Source organism: Nocardia blacklockiae, assembly GCF_015477355.1.
Lineage (GTDB): Bacteria > Actinomycetota > Actinomycetes > Mycobacteriales > Mycobacteriaceae > Nocardia > Nocardia blacklockiae.
Window position 1 is genome coordinate 324,542 of sequence record NZ_JADLRJ010000002.1, and the last position, 13,999, is coordinate 338,540.

Annotated in this window: 13 protein-coding genes; 12 read left to right on the top strand and 1 reads right to left on the bottom strand. The window is 69.8% G+C overall.

Annotation, left to right across the window (positions count from 1 at the left end):
• Nucleotides 1-19 precede the first annotated feature (19 nt).
• The 8 genes from IU476_RS07555 to IU476_RS07590 all read left to right on the top strand — a co-directional run bounded on the left by IU476_RS07555 (nucleotide 20) and on the right by IU476_RS07590 (nucleotide 9,693).
• The gene (locus IU476_RS07555; RefSeq protein ID WP_228823320.1) at nucleotides 20-1,357 is read left to right on the top strand and encodes an ABC transporter substrate-binding protein; all 1,338 of its coding nucleotides are present in this window, start codon (nucleotides 20-22) and stop codon (nucleotides 1,355-1,357) included.
• Nucleotides 1,354-2,307 carry a carbohydrate ABC transporter permease gene (locus IU476_RS07560; protein ID WP_195098111.1) on the top strand — a complete coding sequence of 318 codons (954 nt, stop codon included), beginning with the start codon at nucleotides 1,354-1,356 and terminating at the stop codon, nucleotides 2,305-2,307. The genes IU476_RS07555 and IU476_RS07560 overlap by 4 nt, the downstream gene beginning before the upstream one ends.
• Complete coding sequence (locus tag IU476_RS07565; RefSeq protein WP_195098114.1) at nucleotides 2,307-3,191, top strand: carbohydrate ABC transporter permease; 885 nt, start codon at nucleotides 2,307-2,309, stop codon at nucleotides 3,189-3,191. Before IU476_RS07560 ends, IU476_RS07565 begins: the two co-directional genes overlap by 1 nt.
• A 24-nt stretch (nucleotides 3,192-3,215) precedes the next feature.
• On the top strand, nucleotides 3,216-4,295 hold the full coding sequence (locus tag IU476_RS07570) for an ABC transporter ATP-binding protein (protein WP_195098117.1): 1,080 nt from the start codon (nucleotides 3,216-3,218) through the stop codon (nucleotides 4,293-4,295).
• Nucleotides 4,296-4,339: 44 nt separating this feature from the next.
• Nucleotides 4,340-5,671, top strand: a complete 1,332-nt coding sequence (locus IU476_RS07575) for a DUF5933 domain-containing protein (protein ID WP_195098120.1) — start codon at nucleotides 4,340-4,342, stop codon at nucleotides 5,669-5,671.
• A gap of 72 nt (nucleotides 5,672-5,743) precedes the next feature.
• Complete coding sequence (locus IU476_RS07580; RefSeq protein WP_195098121.1) at nucleotides 5,744-6,571, top strand: SDR family oxidoreductase; 828 nt, start codon at nucleotides 5,744-5,746, stop codon at nucleotides 6,569-6,571.
• A gap of 6 nt (nucleotides 6,572-6,577) precedes the next feature.
• Nucleotides 6,578-7,354 carry a beta-phosphoglucomutase family hydrolase gene (locus IU476_RS07585; RefSeq protein WP_195098123.1) on the top strand — a complete coding sequence of 259 codons (777 nt, stop codon included), beginning with the start codon at nucleotides 6,578-6,580 and terminating at the stop codon, nucleotides 7,352-7,354.
• Nucleotides 7,351-9,693 carry a glycoside hydrolase family 65 protein gene (locus tag IU476_RS07590; RefSeq protein ID WP_195098125.1) on the top strand — a complete coding sequence of 781 codons (2,343 nt, stop codon included), beginning with the start codon at nucleotides 7,351-7,353 and terminating at the stop codon, nucleotides 9,691-9,693. The genes IU476_RS07585 and IU476_RS07590 overlap by 4 nt, the downstream gene beginning before the upstream one ends.
• Here IU476_RS07590 and IU476_RS07595 read toward each other — a convergent pair whose 3' ends face one another.
• Nucleotides 9,694-10,593 (bottom strand): MurR/RpiR family transcriptional regulator, encoded by a 900-nt coding sequence (locus IU476_RS07595; RefSeq protein ID WP_324193922.1) that lies wholly within the window; start codon nucleotides 10,591-10,593, stop codon nucleotides 9,694-9,696.
• A 160-nt stretch (nucleotides 10,594-10,753) separates the two neighbouring features.
• Here IU476_RS07595 and IU476_RS07600 point away from each other — a divergent pair, with 160 nt between their 5' ends.
• Genes IU476_RS07600 through IU476_RS07615 form a run of 4 tightly spaced genes read left to right on the top strand, consistent with a single transcriptional unit; the run spans nucleotide 10,754 to nucleotide 13,991 of the window.
• A complete protein-coding gene (locus tag IU476_RS07600; RefSeq protein WP_195098127.1) occupies nucleotides 10,754-11,530 on the top strand; it encodes an amino acid ABC transporter ATP-binding protein in 777 nt (258 codons plus the stop codon).
• 36 nt (nucleotides 11,531-11,566) lie between these two features.
• Nucleotides 11,567-12,460, top strand: coding sequence for a glutamate ABC transporter substrate-binding protein (locus IU476_RS07605; protein WP_195098129.1), 894 nt, complete (start codon nucleotides 11,567-11,569; stop codon nucleotides 12,458-12,460).
• A gap of 11 nt (nucleotides 12,461-12,471) precedes the next feature.
• Nucleotides 12,472-13,122, top strand: a complete 651-nt coding sequence (locus tag IU476_RS07610; protein ID WP_195098131.1) for an amino acid ABC transporter permease — start codon at nucleotides 12,472-12,474, stop codon at nucleotides 13,120-13,122.
• Nucleotides 13,119-13,991: an amino acid ABC transporter permease gene (locus IU476_RS07615; protein WP_195098133.1), complete on the top strand. Its 873-nt coding sequence runs from the start codon at nucleotides 13,119-13,121 to the stop codon at nucleotides 13,989-13,991. The genes IU476_RS07610 and IU476_RS07615 overlap by 4 nt, the downstream gene beginning before the upstream one ends.
• The last annotated feature ends 8 nt before the right edge of the window (nucleotides 13,992-13,999 follow it).

Genomic DNA, 13,999 nt, shown 5'->3' on the forward strand with positions numbered 1-13,999 from the left:
CTGGGGAAATGAGGTACGCATGAAGCCCCGCCTGTTCACCGCGGCCGCCGCGGCGCTGTGCCTGACGGTGTCGGGCTGCGCCGGCGCCGGATCGCTGGGCGCCTCCGCCGACACCGTCACCATCGCGATGGTCTCCAACTCGCAGATGACCGACGCGCAGCAGCTGGCGAAGCAGTTCGAGGCCGCCAACCCCGACGTGGATCTCCGGTTCGTCACCCTGTCGGAGAATCAGGCGCGCGCCAAGATCACCGCGTCGACCGCGATGGGCGGCGGCGAATTCGACGTCGCGATGATCAGCAACTACGAGACCCCGCAGTGGGCCGAGAACGGTTGGCTGGTCAACCTTTCCGACTACATGCGCAAGACGCCCGGCTACGACGAGAACGACTTCATTCCGTCGCTGCGCAAGTCGCTGTCGTACCGGGGCGACATGTACTCGGTCCCGTTCTACGGCGAGTCCTCGTTCCTGATGTATCGCAAGGACCTGTTCGAGCAGGCCGGAATCGCGTTGTCGCCCAAGCCGACCTGGCCGGAGGTCGCCGACGCGGCGGCAAAGCTGGACCGGCCCGACCTGGCGGGCATCTGCCTGCGCGGCAAGCCCGGCTGGGGCGAGGTGCTGGCCCCACTGAACACGGTGATCAACACCTTCGGCGGCCGCTGGTTCGACGAGCAGTGGCACGCACAGCTCACCAGCCCGGAAACCGAACGCGCCGTGCGGTTCTACGTCGACCTGGTGCGCGCACACGGCGAATCCGGTGCGGCCACCAGCGGATTCGGCGAATGCGCCACGCAGCTGGCACAGGGCCGCGTCGCCATGTGGTACGACGCCACCTCGGCCGTCTCGGTGCTCGAGGACGCTGAGCAGAGCAAGGTGGTCGGCAGGATCGGCTATGCGCCCGCGCCGATCTCGGTCAAGGACCACTCGGGCTGGCTGTACACCTGGTCGCTGGGCATCCCGGTCAACAGCAAGCATCGCGACGCCGCCTGGCGGTTCATCTCGTGGATGACCGACAAGGCCTACCTGCGCACCGTCGGCGAGCAACTGGGCTGGGAGCGGGTGCCGCCGGGCAGCCGGTTGTCGACCTATCAGATGCCGGAGTACCGGCAGGCCGCCGCGGCCTTCGGCCCGCTGACTCTGGAGTCGATCGAGAACGCCGCGCCGGATCGTCCTACCGTGCAACCGGTTCCGTACACCGGCGTGCAGTTCCTCGCGATTCCGGAGTTCCAGGATCTCGGGACCCGCGTCAGCCAGCAGATCAGCGCGGCGATCGCCGGTCAGAAATCCGTCACCGACGCACTGGCCCAGGCACAGGAGTACGCCGAGGCGGTCGGCAAGACATACCGGGAGAACCAATGACCACAATCGCGGCGGAGCCCGTTGCCGAACGGGTGACGAGAATCCGGAAAGCCAAGGACGCCAAGGTCTCCCGGACCGAGGGCTGGCGGCGGCGCGGGCCGCTGCTGCCCGCGCTGATCTTCATGATCGTGGTCACCCAGGTCCCGTTCCTGTTCACGCTGTACTACTCGACGCAGTCGTGGAACCTGGTGCGGCCCGGGTCGCGTCGCTTCGTCGGGTTACGGAACTACCTGGAGATCGTGCGGGACAGCCAGTTCTGGTCGGTCACCGTCAACACCGTCGTGCTGATCGTCGGCGTCGTACTGATCTCGGCCTTCCTGGGCCTGCTGCTCGCGCTGCTGCTGGACCGGGCCTTCCTCGGGCGCGGCGTGGTGCGCACGCTGCTGATCACCCCGTTCCTGGTGACTCCCGTTGCGGGAGCGCTGGTCTGGAAGACGGCGATGCTGGATCCGGTGTTCGGCATCGTCAATTTCGTGCTCACGCCGTTCGGGGTGCACGACATCGACTGGGTGAGCCGGTATCCGCTGCCGTCGGTGATGGTCGAAATGGTCTGGCAGTGGACGCCTTTCATGATGCTGCTGATCCTGGCCGGGTTGCAGTCCATGCCCCGCGACATCCTCGAGGCCGGCCGGGTCGACGGAGCGGGCGCGTTCGCGCTGTTCCGGGAACTCACGCTGCCGCACCTGCGGCGATTCATCGAACTCGGCGTGGTGCTGGGCGCGGTCTACCTGGTCAACACCTTCGACACCATCTACATGATGACCCAGGGCGGCCCCGGCATCGCCAGCGCCAACCTGCCGTTCTACATCTACCAGCGCGCGTTCCTGGGCTTCGACATGGGCCAGGCCGCCGCGATGGGTGTGGTCGTGGTGGTCGGCACGATCGTCATCGCGACGTTCGCGCTCCGGCTGATCTTCACATCGTTCACGGGTAAAGAGGAGGCGGCCTGATGAGCACCGCGACTTCCCTCGCCGCGCAGACGCCGGCACAGTCCGCGCGGGCGGCGTCGCCTCGGCGAATTCGCAAGCGCCGCAGCTGGAATCCGTGGGGTGTGATCGCCTGGATCGTGGGGATCGGGTTCTTCTTCCCCGTGCTGTGGATGGTCCTGACCGCGTTCAAACAGGAGGGCGACGCCTACACCGACCCGCCGAAGGTGGTGTTCGCGCCGACGCTGGACCAGTTCCGGGCGGTGTTCGACCAGGGCGTCGGCACCGGACTCGCGAATTCCGCCTTCGCGACGGTGATTTCGACGCTGCTGGTGCTGGCACTGGGCATCCCGGCGGCGTTCGCGCTCTCGCTGCGGCCGGTCCGCAACACCCGCGACGCGATGTTCTTCTTCCTCAGCACCAAGATGCTGCCGGTGGTGGCGGCCATCCTGCCGCTGTATGTGATCGTGTCGAAAGTCGGTCTGCTGGACAATATCTGGGCGCTGATCATCCTCTACACCGCGATGAACCTGCCGATCGCGGTGTGGATGATGCGCTCGTTCTTCCTCGAGGTGCCCGGCGAGATCCTGGAGGCCGCGAGCCTCGACGGCGCGAGCCTGTGGCGCTCGGTGCGGGAGGTGGTGCTGCCGCTGGTCTCCCCCGGCATCGCCGCGACGGCGCTGATCTGCGTCATCTTCGCCTGGAACGAATTCTTCTTCGCGGTGAATCTCACCGCGGTGCAGGCCCAGACGATGCCGGTCTTCCTGGTCGGCTTCATCGCCGGCGAGGGCCTGTACTGGGCGAAGCTGTCGGCCGCCGCCACCATGGCCGCGCTGCCGGTGGTGCTGGCGGGCTGGCTGGCACAGAACAAGCTGGTGCGCGGGCTGTCGTTCGGCGCCATCAAGTAGCAGGGTAAGGAAAGGGAGCGGGCCATGGTCGCCATCGCCTACCGCAACGCCTCGTGCCTCTACGCCGGAGCGGACACGCTCGCGGTCGACGCACTGAATCTCGACATCGACGACGGCGAGTTCGTCGTGCTGGTCGGGCCGTCCGGCTCGGGGAAGTCCACCGCCCTGCGCATGCTCGCCGGTCTCGAAGCTATCGATGAGGGGAGCATCGAGATCGGCGGCCAGGACGTGACCGACGTCGCGCCCAAGGACCGCGACATCGCGATGGTGTTCCAGAACTACGCGCTGTATCCGAACAAGACCGTCGCGGAGAACATGGGTTTCGCGCTGAAGATGCGCGGCGTGCCGGCCGACGAGCGCAAGCGCAAGGTCCGCGAGGTCGCCGCGCTGCTCGATCTCACCGACTACCTCGACCGCAAACCGGCGAAGCTGTCCGGCGGGCAGCGGCAGCGAGTTGCCATGGGGCGGGCCATCGTTCGCGAGCCGCAGGTGTTCTGCATGGACGAGCCGCTGTCGAATCTGGACGCGAAGCTGCGGGTGCAGACCCGCACCCAGATCGCCGCGTTGCAGCGGCGGCTGGGCACCACCACCGTCTACGTCACCCATGATCAGGTGGAGGCGATGACGATGGGCGACCGGGTGGCGGTGCTGCGCGGCGGGAAGTTGCAGCAATTCGCCTCCCCCGCAGAGCTTTACGATCGGCCCGTCAATACCTTCGTGGCCGGGTTCATCGGTTCGCCGGCGATGAATCTGTTCACCGCACCGCTGGTCGCCGAGGGCGTCCGGCTCGGCGGCTCGGTGCTGGAGCTGGAACGCGACCAGATCGCGCTGCTGCACGAGCGGAAGCTCGCGACCGTCACCGTCGGCGTGCGGCCCGAGCAGCTCGAGATCGCGGATTCGGGGGCGGCGGCGACGGTCGAGCTGGTCGAGAGTCTCGGCGCCGAATCGTATGTGCACGCGCTCGCCGAACCCGACGTGCGGCTGGTCGCCCGCTGCCCCGGCCGGGCCCCGGTGGCCCTGGCGGAGACGATCCGGCTGCGCAAACGGGCCGACAGCGCGGTGCACCTGTTCGATCCGGAGAGCGGAGCACGCCTGGGCGAGTAGCGCTTGCGGAAACCGGATGTTCATGCGGTGTTTACTATGTCCGAATGCTTCTCGACGACGCGCATGGGGGTTCGGCCTCGACGGCCGAACGGGCGGGCGCAGCACTGCGGACGCGTCACTTCGGACCCGCGGCGGTGTGGTGCCTGATCGGGGCGGCGGTGCTCGTGCTCGTCGCCGGCGAGCTGATGGCCCACCACCTGCATGCGCTAGGGCCGCTGACCAGCCTGTTCCGTGACTACGCGGGAATTCCGAAATCGGCGACCACGCCGTGGGCGGGCTTCCTGCTCGCGCTGGTCGGGGTCGGGTGGCGGGAGCGCGGGATCGCCCTCGCCGCGGCGGTCGGCATCGATCTGGTCTTCGTGATCCTGCGTGCCGTGGAGGGCCACAAGTTCACCCTCGGCAACGGTCCGACCCTGGTGCTGACGGGACTGACCATCCTGGTCGCGCTGCGCTGGACCGGCGAACGGCGCACCACGGCGCTGCGGACCATCGGCCTCGGCGCGCTGCTGATCCTGGCCACCAAGGTCAGCGAGATCTGGCTGGACATCACCGCCTGGGCCACCCCGCAGGTCCTCGATCCCTATGTGCAACAGGCCGATCGGGCCCTCGGCAATCCGTCGTGGCTGGTCGGGCAGGCCCTCGAGGCGGCCGGGCCCGCGGTGTCCGGGGTGCTGCGCTGGGTGTATTTCGAGCTGCCGATGGCCGCGATCGTCGTCGCGATCTGGCAGTTGCGCAATGTCACCGGCGGGGTGTGGCCGCGGCACTACCTGGTGCGGACGTTCCTCACCATCGGGTTGATCGGGCCGATCTTCTACGTGCTCTTCCCGGTGGTGGGGCCGGTGCTGGCGTTCGGGCCCGAGGGACACGGGATGGCGCTGGCCGATGTGTGGCCGGATGTCGTTCCGCCGCTGCCCGCTTCGATCGATTCGATGCCGTTCGACGGGATCACGCCGCGCAACTGCATGCCCTCGCTGCACACCGCGTGGGCGCTGTCGCTGTTCATCCACACCCGGCGCGGACCGCGGTGGCTGCGCTGGGGCGGGGCGTTCTGGCTGGTGTGCACGCTCGGCGCGACGCTCGGCTTCGGCGCGCACTACGGCATCGACCTGCTCGTCGGCGCCACCCTGTGCCTGACCATCGAATCCGCGCTGCGCGAACCGGAACGCGGCTGGGACCGGCAGCGGTACGCGCTCCTCGCCGCGGGCATCGCGCTGTTCACGACGCTGCTGCTGTGCACCCGCTACGCCGCCGAGCCCATGGCGCGCTACCCGTTGCCCGCGGGCGCGGCGCTGCTCGCCTCGTTCGCGGCTTTCGCCGCCCTGTTCTACGCGACCTGGTTCGCTCCGTCGCGCACCCCCGCAACTGCCCGAGCCTGAATTCACCTGTCCGCGCGGCATCGCAGGTTCCCGGCGGCGTGTGGCCGATCTTTCCCCGGGTAGTCGCCCGGCATGACTACCACTGCTCCCCTACCACAGGAACGGGTCGGCGCTCCGGTGCGCGCGGTGGTGACCGGCTCGGATTCCGGCATCGGCGCGGCCACCGCCGTGGCGCTCGCCGGTGGCGGCGTCGACGTCGGCATCACCTACCACCACGACGCGGACGGCGCTCGGCGGACCGCCGACGAAGTGCGCGAACAAGGCGTGCGAGCCGCCGTCCGGCAACTGGACCTGGGCGATCTGCCCACCGCGGCCGCGGCCGTCGACGAACTGACCGACGAACTGGGCGGCCTGGACGTGCTGGTGAACTGCGCGGGCACCGGCAGCCGCCAGCGCGCGATGGACATGGACTTCGACACCTGGCGGCACGTGCTCTCGGTCGATCTCGACGGGGCCTTCCTGTGCGCGCAGCGTGCCGCCAAGACCATGATCGAGGCCGGTCGAGGCGGTCGCATCATCAACATCACCAGCGTGCACGAGCACACCCCGCGGGTCGGGGCGGCCCCGTACTGCGCCGCCAAGGCGGGGTTGGGTGCGTTGACGAAGGTCCTGGCCTTGGAACTGGCCGAGTACGACATCACCGTCAATTCGGTCGCGCCCGGCGAGATCGCCACACCCATGAACGACCAGGCCGACGTCGATCCGCGCACCGAGCCCCGGCCGGGCGTGCCGCTGGGCCGTCCCGGCGACGCGCGCGAGGTGGCCGCGGTGGTGGCGTTCCTGGCCACGCCCGCCGCCGGTTACGTCACCGGCGCCTCGTTCGTCGTCGACGGCGGCATGCTGCTGATGGGCCCGCAGGCGGGCGAACGGCTCGCCGACGACGCATGGCGGCGAGTGTGATCCGCGATGACGAGAGTGGGTCTGCCGGAATCGATCTCGGCGGCATTGTTCGACCTGGACGGCGTCCTGACCGACACCGCCGCGGTACACCGGCGGGCGTGGAAGACGGTGTTCGACCGGTTGCTGGCGTGCCGGTGCGGCGCGCGATTCCGCCCGTTCACCGCGGACGACTACCTGAACTACGTGGACGGACGCACCCGCGCCGACGGCGTCCGCGAGTTCCTGACCTCGCGCGCGATCGTGCTGCCCGACGGCGCGCCCGACGACCCGCCGGGCCTGGCGACCGTGCACGGGATCGGCAACAGCAAGAACCGGCTGCTGCTGTCGCTCATCGAGCGTGACGGCGTACGGGTGTATCCGGGCTCGGTCGCGTACTTGACGGCGGTGCGCGCGGCCGGACTGAGGATCGCGGTGGTGACCTCCTCGGCCAATGCCGCCGCGGTGCTCGACAGCGCGGATCTGACCCGGTTCGTCGACGCGCGCATCGACGGCGTGGAGATCCGGCGGCGCGGGCTGCGCGGCAAACCCGCGCCGGACTCCTTCCGCGCCGCCGCCGAGGAACTGGGCGAAACACCCTCGCGGGCAGCTGTTTACGAGGACGCGACCGCCGGGGTGACCGCCGCCCGCACCGGCGGCTTCGGTTTCGTCGTGGGCGTGGACCGGGTCCGCGACGGAAAACACGGTGAGGCCCTGCGCCGTGCCGGGGCGGACGTGGTCGTCGCCGATCTGTCGGAACTGGCTCCGGCACAGGCGGTGGCGACGGGCGACGAGGGAGGCCGATGAGTTCGGAGGGTCGCGGGCTGCAGATCGCCCCGTGGGAATTACGCTGGTGCGGACTGGATCTGGGCGAGCTGGACCGCACCGCGTCGCTGTTCGCGCTGTCCAACGGACACCTCGGCCTGCGCGGCACCCTGGAGGAGGGCGAGCCGGTCGACACACCCGGCACCTACCTCAACGGCTTCTACGAGAAGCGCCAATTGCCTTATGCCGAAGCCGGTTACGGCTATCCGGAAGAAGGCCAGACCGTCGTGAACGTCACCGACGGGAAGATCATCCGGCTGCTGGTCGAGGACGAGCCGATGGATCTGCGCTACGGCCGCACCGTCGAGCACGACCGCGTCCTGGACTTCCGCAGCGGCACGCTGCGCCGCCACACACTGTGGACGTCGCCGACGGGACGGCGGGTGCGGATCCGCTCCGAGCGCCTGGTGTCGTTCGACGAGCGCGCGCTCGCCGCGATTCGCTACGAGGTCGAGCCGCTCGACGACGATCTCGATCTCGTCGTGCAGTCGGACCTGCTGACCAACGAGCCGGTGCCCGCACCCGGCAACGATCCCCGGCTGGCCGCGGCGCTGGATCGGCCGCTGGTCCCCGACTTCGCCGCCGCGCGCGACAGCACCGCGGTGCTGGCCCACCACACCCGCCGCTCCGAGCTGCGGATGGCCGCGGGCATGGATCACGAGCTCGCGGTGTCGGCGACGCCGCGCTGCGCCATCCACGCCGAGGAGGACCTGGCCCGGCTGACGATCGCGGTCGATGTGCCCGAGGGCGAGCGGCTGTGCCTGACCAAGTACCTCGCCTACGGATGGTCGAGCCGGCGCTCCACACCCGCGCTGCGGGCGCAGGTGGACGCCGCGCTGGCGGCGGGCATGGAGACGGGCTGGGACGAACTGCTCGCCCGGCAGCGCGCCTACCTCGACAATTTCTGGGAGGCCGCCGACGTCGAGATCGACGGGGATCCCGAACTGCAGCAAGCGATTCGCTTCGCGCTGTTCCACGTCCTGCAGGCGGGCGCGCGCGGCGAGACGCGGGCGATCCCCGCCAAGGGGCTGACCGGTCCCGGCTACGACGGACACGCGTTCTGGGACACCGAAACCTACGTGTTGCCGGTCCTCACCTACACCGTGCCGATGGCCGCGGGTGACGCGCTGCGCTGGCGGCACACCACCCTCGACCAAGCACGCAGGCGCGCACACGAACTCGGCCAAGGCGGCGCGATGTTCCCGTGGCGGTCCATCAACGGCGACGAGGGCTCGGGCTACTGGCCCACCGGCACCGCGGCCGTGCACGTCAACGCCGACATCGCCGCCGCCACCGTGCGCTACCTGGCGGCCACCGACGACGAGCGGTTCGAAACCGATTGCGGCGTGGAACTTCTCGTCGAGACGGCCCGGCTGTGGGAGAGCCTCGGGCACCACAACTCCGCGGGCGATTTCCGCATCGACGGCGTGACCGGGCCCGACGAGTACTCGGCGCTGGCCGACAACAACGTGTTCACGAATCTGATGGCGCAGCGGAATCTGCGGGAGGCCGCCGCGGCCTGCCGCCGACGTCCGGACGTCGCGCGGCAACTGGGTGTGGACGACGCCGAGACCTCCGCCTGGGACGACTGCGCGAACCGAATGTTCCTGCCCTACAACGAGGAACTCGGCGTGCACGAGCAGTCCGACGGCTTCACCCGCTACGCGCCGTGGGACTTCGACGCGACGCCCGCCGAGCACTACCCGCTGCTGCTGAACTACCCGTACTTCGACCTGTACCGGCGGCAGATCGTCAAACAGGCGGATCTGACCCTGGCGATGTACCTGTGCTCCGACGCCTTCGACGACGAGCAGAAGGTCCGCAACTTCGACTACTACGACGCCCTGACCGTCCGCGACTCCTCGCTGTCGGCGTGCCCGCAGTCGATCCTCGCCGCCGAGGTCGGCCATCCCGACCTGGCGTTCGACTACTTCACCGAGACCGCGCTGCTGGATCTGCACGACCTGCACCACAACGTCGCCCACGGGCTGCACATCGCCGCGCTCGCCGGGACGTGGCTGTGCTGCGCCGGCGGTTTCGGCGGCATGCGCGACTGCGGCGGCGAACTCACCTTCGCGCCCCGCCTGCCGGACCGACTGGACCGGCTGGCGTTTCGAATCCGCTGGCGCGACAGCGGGATTCACGTCGACATCGACCGCGACGCCGCGACCTATCGGCTGCTGCGCGGCGATTCGGTCGCACTGCGCCACCACGGCGAGCCGCTGCTGCTCACCGGCGAGCCGCGCACGCTGCCCATCCCGCCTCGCGACCCGCGTCCCGCCCCGCCCGTGCCCGCCGGGCGGGAACCACGCCGCGCGTGACTAGCTGTTGGAATCCGTTGTGTAGACCTGGAAGTCGCCGAGCAGCCGCTCCTCCTGCAGCAGCGAGGCGCGCGCCTCGCGGCCGTGCGATTTCGCCACGCCCGCGGTGAGCGCCTGCACGAGCGAGGTGAACGCCGTCATCGAGCGCAGCACCGACGGACCGGCGGCGTCGACGAAGAAGCATTCGTCCGCGGTGGCGGCCAGCGGCGACCCGGGGTTGTCGGTCAGCGCGATCACGTGCGCACCGACCGAGCGGGCCCACCTCGCGCCGCGCACGGTGTCGGCCATGTAGCGGTGGATCGACACGGCCACGAAGCAGTCGCCCGCCCGCACCCGGCGCAGATCGTCGGTCAGGGCACCGGCGGCGGCCGTCACCAGGGCGACCTCCTCGCGCACCATCCCCAGCAGGTAGGCCAGCAGATAGGCCGGGGCGTGGCATTTGCGCAGGCCCATCACGTGCACGCGGGGCGCGTCGGTCAGGTGGCGGACCGCGGCGTCCCAGGTGGCGTCGTCGATCCGGGCGAAGGTGCGCGCGATGTTGGCCTGGTCGAATCCGAGGGTGCGCTCGAGCAGGCCGCCCCCGTCCGCGGGCAGGCGCTCCAGCGTGTCGAAGCGGCGCAGCAGCTGCGCCTGTTCCTGTAGTCGCTCCCGGCACAGCCGGGTCAGGCCCGGATATCCCTTGAGCCCCAGCGCGTTCGCGAAGCGCACCACCGTCGCCTCGTTCACGCCGACGGCGGCGGCCAGCTCCGACACCGTCATGAACGCGACCGCCTCCGGGTCGGCCATCACCCGCTCGGACAGCTTGCGATGCGCCTGCGACAGCGTGTCGTGCCGCGCCCGCAGTTCGGCGATCAGCTCGTCGAACGTCTGCGGTCCCTCGTCCACCCGTTGGTCGGTCACGGAGTCATTCTCCTCCTCGTCGCGCGTCGGTTCGGAGCGTAGCCGCCCGCCCTCGTAAATATAGTTGCATTTCGGAAGGATTTTGCAAATCTAGTTGCATAAGTCGCCGCGACGTTGTTAGCTACCCCACACGAACGTCCGATCACGACGGGATCAGCCCATGACAACGACCTCGCTCACCGAACCGACCTCCGCACCCGACGCCCCGCTGATCTCGATGCGCGGGGTGACCAAGACCTTCGGCGCCGTCACGGTGCTCCGCGACATCGACCTGGACATCGCCAAAGGCGAGGTCGTGGTGGTGATCGGGCCGTCCGGCTCCGGCAAGTCGACGCTGTGCCGGACCATCAACCGGCTGGAGACGATCAGCGGCGGCACCATCACCTTCCGCGGCGAGCCGCTCCCGGCCTCGGGCGCGGGGTTGAAGCGGGTGCGCGCCGACATCGGCATGGTGTTCCAGTCGTTCAACCTCTTCCCGCACATGACGGTGCTGCAGAACATCACCTTCGCCCCGACCCGCATCCGCAAGCTGCCGCGCGCCGAGGCCGAGGCCAAGGCGCGCGCACTGCTGGAGCGAGTCGACCTGGCGCACAAGGCCGATGCGTACCCGCCGCAGCTGTCGGGCGGGCAGCAGCAGCGCGTGGCCATCGCCCGCGGCCTGGCCATGGAACCGGAGGTGATGCTGTTCGACGAGCCGACCAGCGCGCTGGACCCGGAGATGGTCAGCGAGGTGCTCGACGTCATGCGGGTGCTGGCGAGCGAGGGCATGACCATGGTGGTGGTCACCCACGAGATGGGCTTCGCCCGCGCCAGCGCCGATCGCGTGGTGTTCCTCGCCGACGGCGTCCTCGCCGAGCAGGCCACACCCGACGAGTTCTTCACCTCCCCGCGCAGCGACCGCGCCAAGGATTTCCTCGCCCGGGTGCTCCAGCACTGAGATGCCCGGCACCGCAACCTTTCCCAGGACACTGCCATGAGACGACCGATCCGCCTCGCCGCGGCGCTGCTCGCCGCGGCCGCGCTGACCCTCACCGCCGCCTGCGATTCCGGCGCGCCTCCGATCAACCTGTCGAACTCCGGACCGCCGGTGGCCACCGACGTCGACTTCCCGGCCGGGTCGACGATGCGGCGGCTGCACGACGACGGCCGGATCGCCATCGGCACCAAGTTCGACCAGCCGCTGTTCGGGCTGAAGAACCCGATCACCGGCCGACCCGAGGGCTTCGACGCCGAGATGGGCAAGCTGATCGCCGCGCGGCTCGGCATCCCGGCCGACCACATCGACTGGGTCGAGACCGTCTCGGCGAACCGGGAACCGTTCCTGCAGCAGGGCCGCGTCGACGCCGTCATCGCCACGTACACGATGAACGACCAGCGCAAGCAGATCATCGACTTCGCCGGGCCGTATTACGTTGCGGGGCAAGCGTTCATGGTGCGCCGCGGCAACCCGGCAAAGATCGCCGCGCCGGACGACCTCACCGGCCGCGCCGTCTGCGCGGTGGAGGGTTCGGCGTCCTCCACCAACGTCCGCCACCGGGTGCCCGGCGCGCACGTCGTGCTGTTCGACAGCTACAGCAAGTGCGCGGAGGCGCTGAAGAACGGCCAGGTGGTCGCCATGACCACCGACAACACCATTCTCGGCGGGCTGCGCAGCCTCGACCCGGACGCCTTCGAACTCGTGCCCGGCACCTTCACCCAGGAGCCCTACGGCATCGGAATCGCCCGGGGCCGCGCCGATTTCGTGCGCTTCGTCGACGACACGCTGCGTGCCGCCTTCGCCGACGGCACCTGGGCGGCCGCCTGGGACCACACCGCCGGTCGCGTCCTCGGCGCCGCGCCGCCACCCCCGGATCTCGACACCTACTGAGGGCCACCATCATGCACGTACTCACCGAGAACGCCGCCCTGCTGGCACGGGCGTTCGCCACCACCCTGCTGCTCAGTGCCGGCGGCGGCGCGCTCGCCGTGGTCGCCGGGCTGCTCGTCGCCGTCGCGCGGATGTCGCCGGTGCCGTTCCTGCAACGCGCCGGAGCCGTCTACGTCGAGACGATCCGCAACACGCCGCTCACGGTCGTGTTCTTCCTGATCGTCTTCGTGCTGCCCCAGCTGGGGCTGACCATTCCGAGTTACGCGGTGGCGGCGATCGTCGCGCTGGGCTGCTACACCGCGGCCTTCGTCTCCGAGGCCGTGCGCGCGGGGGTCAACACCGTGGGCCGCGGCCAGGCCGAAGCCGCACGGGCGCTGGGGCTTTCGTTCACCGAGAACATGCGGTTCGTGATCGTCCCGCAGGCCCTGCGCGCCGTCGTGCCGCCGCTGGCGAACGTGTGGATCGCGCTGGTGAAGAACACCTCGCTGGCGGCCGGTTTCGGCGTGCTCGAACTGACGGCGTCGGGGCAGCGGATCAACTTCCTGGACCCGGCCGCCGTCGTCCCGGCGCTGCTGTGGATCGCGGCGGCCTATCTCGTCATCACCCTGGGGTCCGCTTTCGGATTCCGCAGGCTCGAGCACCGATTGGCGGTCGCGCGATGAACACCTCCTTCCTCTACGACGAGCCCGGCCCGGACGAGCTGCGCCGGTCCCGGCTGATCGGCCTGGCCGCCGGCCTGCTCGCCGCGCTCGCCGTCGTCGCGATCCTGCTGCGGCTCGGCTCGCACGGGCAGCTCGAGCGCGCCCGGTGGGCGATCCTGCTCGACCCGGACACCGGTGTGCCGCAAGCGCTCTGGCAGGGCTACCGGGCCACGTTGCAGGCCGCCGGACTGGCCATGGTGATCGCCCTGGCGACCGGACTGCTGCTGGCGGCCGGGCGGCTGTCGGGATATCGGCCCGTGCGACTGGCGACCGGGGCCGTCGTCGAGGGCTTCCGCGGGGTGCCGCTGCTGCTGCTCATGCTGTTCGCGGCGCTGGGCCTGCCCCGCCTGGGCGTCGAACCGAGCCTGTTGCAGATCGTGGTGCTGGCGCTGGTCGCCTACAACTCCTCGGTGCTCTGCGAGATCTTCCGCGGCGGCATCCTCGCTCTGGACCGGGGCCAGACCGAGGCGGCCGAGGCCATGGGGCTCAACCGGGCCGTCGTGCTGGGCAGAATCCTGCTGCCGCAAGCGATTCCGTCCATGCTGCCGGTGCTGGTCAGCCAGATGGTGATCCTGCTCAAGGACACCTCGCTGGGTTTCATCGTCGGCTACGCCGAGCTGCTGCGCCAGGGCCGCTCCCTGGTCGAGTACTACGGCAGCCAGTACTCCATGCCGCTCTACGTCGGGGTCGCGGTGATCTACATCGCCACCAACTTCGCGATTTCGCTGCTGGCGCGGTGGCTCACCACGCGCCGCGGCGGGCGCACGAGAAAGCCTGCGGGCGGAGACCTTCCGCTCACGCCCACACCGGTCGCCGGCGCTGCCCGCTGACCGTTTCG

Excerpts from the sequence above, each read along its gene's own strand:
- IU476_RS07585 (WP_195098123.1), top strand. The coding sequence starts at position 6,578 with ATGACGAGAGTGGGTCTGCCGGAATCGATCTCGGCGGCATTGTTCGAC.
- IU476_RS07560 (WP_195098111.1), top strand. The coding sequence starts at position 1,354 with ATGACCACAATCGCGGCGGAGCCCGTTGCCGAACGGGTGACGAGAATC.
- IU476_RS07610 (WP_195098131.1), top strand. The coding sequence starts at position 12,472 with ATGCACGTACTCACCGAGAACGCCGCCCTGCTGGCACGGGCGTTCGCC.
- IU476_RS07565 (WP_195098114.1), top strand. The coding sequence starts at position 2,307 with ATGAGCACCGCGACTTCCCTCGCCGCGCAGACGCCGGCACAGTCCGCG.
- IU476_RS07615 (WP_195098133.1), top strand. The coding sequence starts at position 13,119 with ATGAACACCTCCTTCCTCTACGACGAGCCCGGCCCGGACGAGCTGCGC.
- IU476_RS07575 (WP_195098120.1), top strand. The coding sequence starts at position 4,340 with ATGCTTCTCGACGACGCGCATGGGGGTTCGGCCTCGACGGCCGAACGG.
- IU476_RS07580 (WP_195098121.1), top strand. The coding sequence starts at position 5,744 with ATGACTACCACTGCTCCCCTACCACAGGAACGGGTCGGCGCTCCGGTG.
- IU476_RS07570 (WP_195098117.1), top strand. The coding sequence starts at position 3,216 with ATGGTCGCCATCGCCTACCGCAACGCCTCGTGCCTCTACGCCGGAGCG.
- IU476_RS07555 (WP_228823320.1), top strand. The coding sequence starts at position 20 with ATGAAGCCCCGCCTGTTCACCGCGGCCGCCGCGGCGCTGTGCCTGACG.
- IU476_RS07590 (WP_195098125.1), top strand. The coding sequence starts at position 7,351 with ATGAGTTCGGAGGGTCGCGGGCTGCAGATCGCCCCGTGGGAATTACGC.
- IU476_RS07605 (WP_195098129.1), top strand. The coding sequence starts at position 11,567 with ATGAGACGACCGATCCGCCTCGCCGCGGCGCTGCTCGCCGCGGCCGCG.
- IU476_RS07600 (WP_195098127.1), top strand. The coding sequence starts at position 10,754 with ATGACAACGACCTCGCTCACCGAACCGACCTCCGCACCCGACGCCCCG.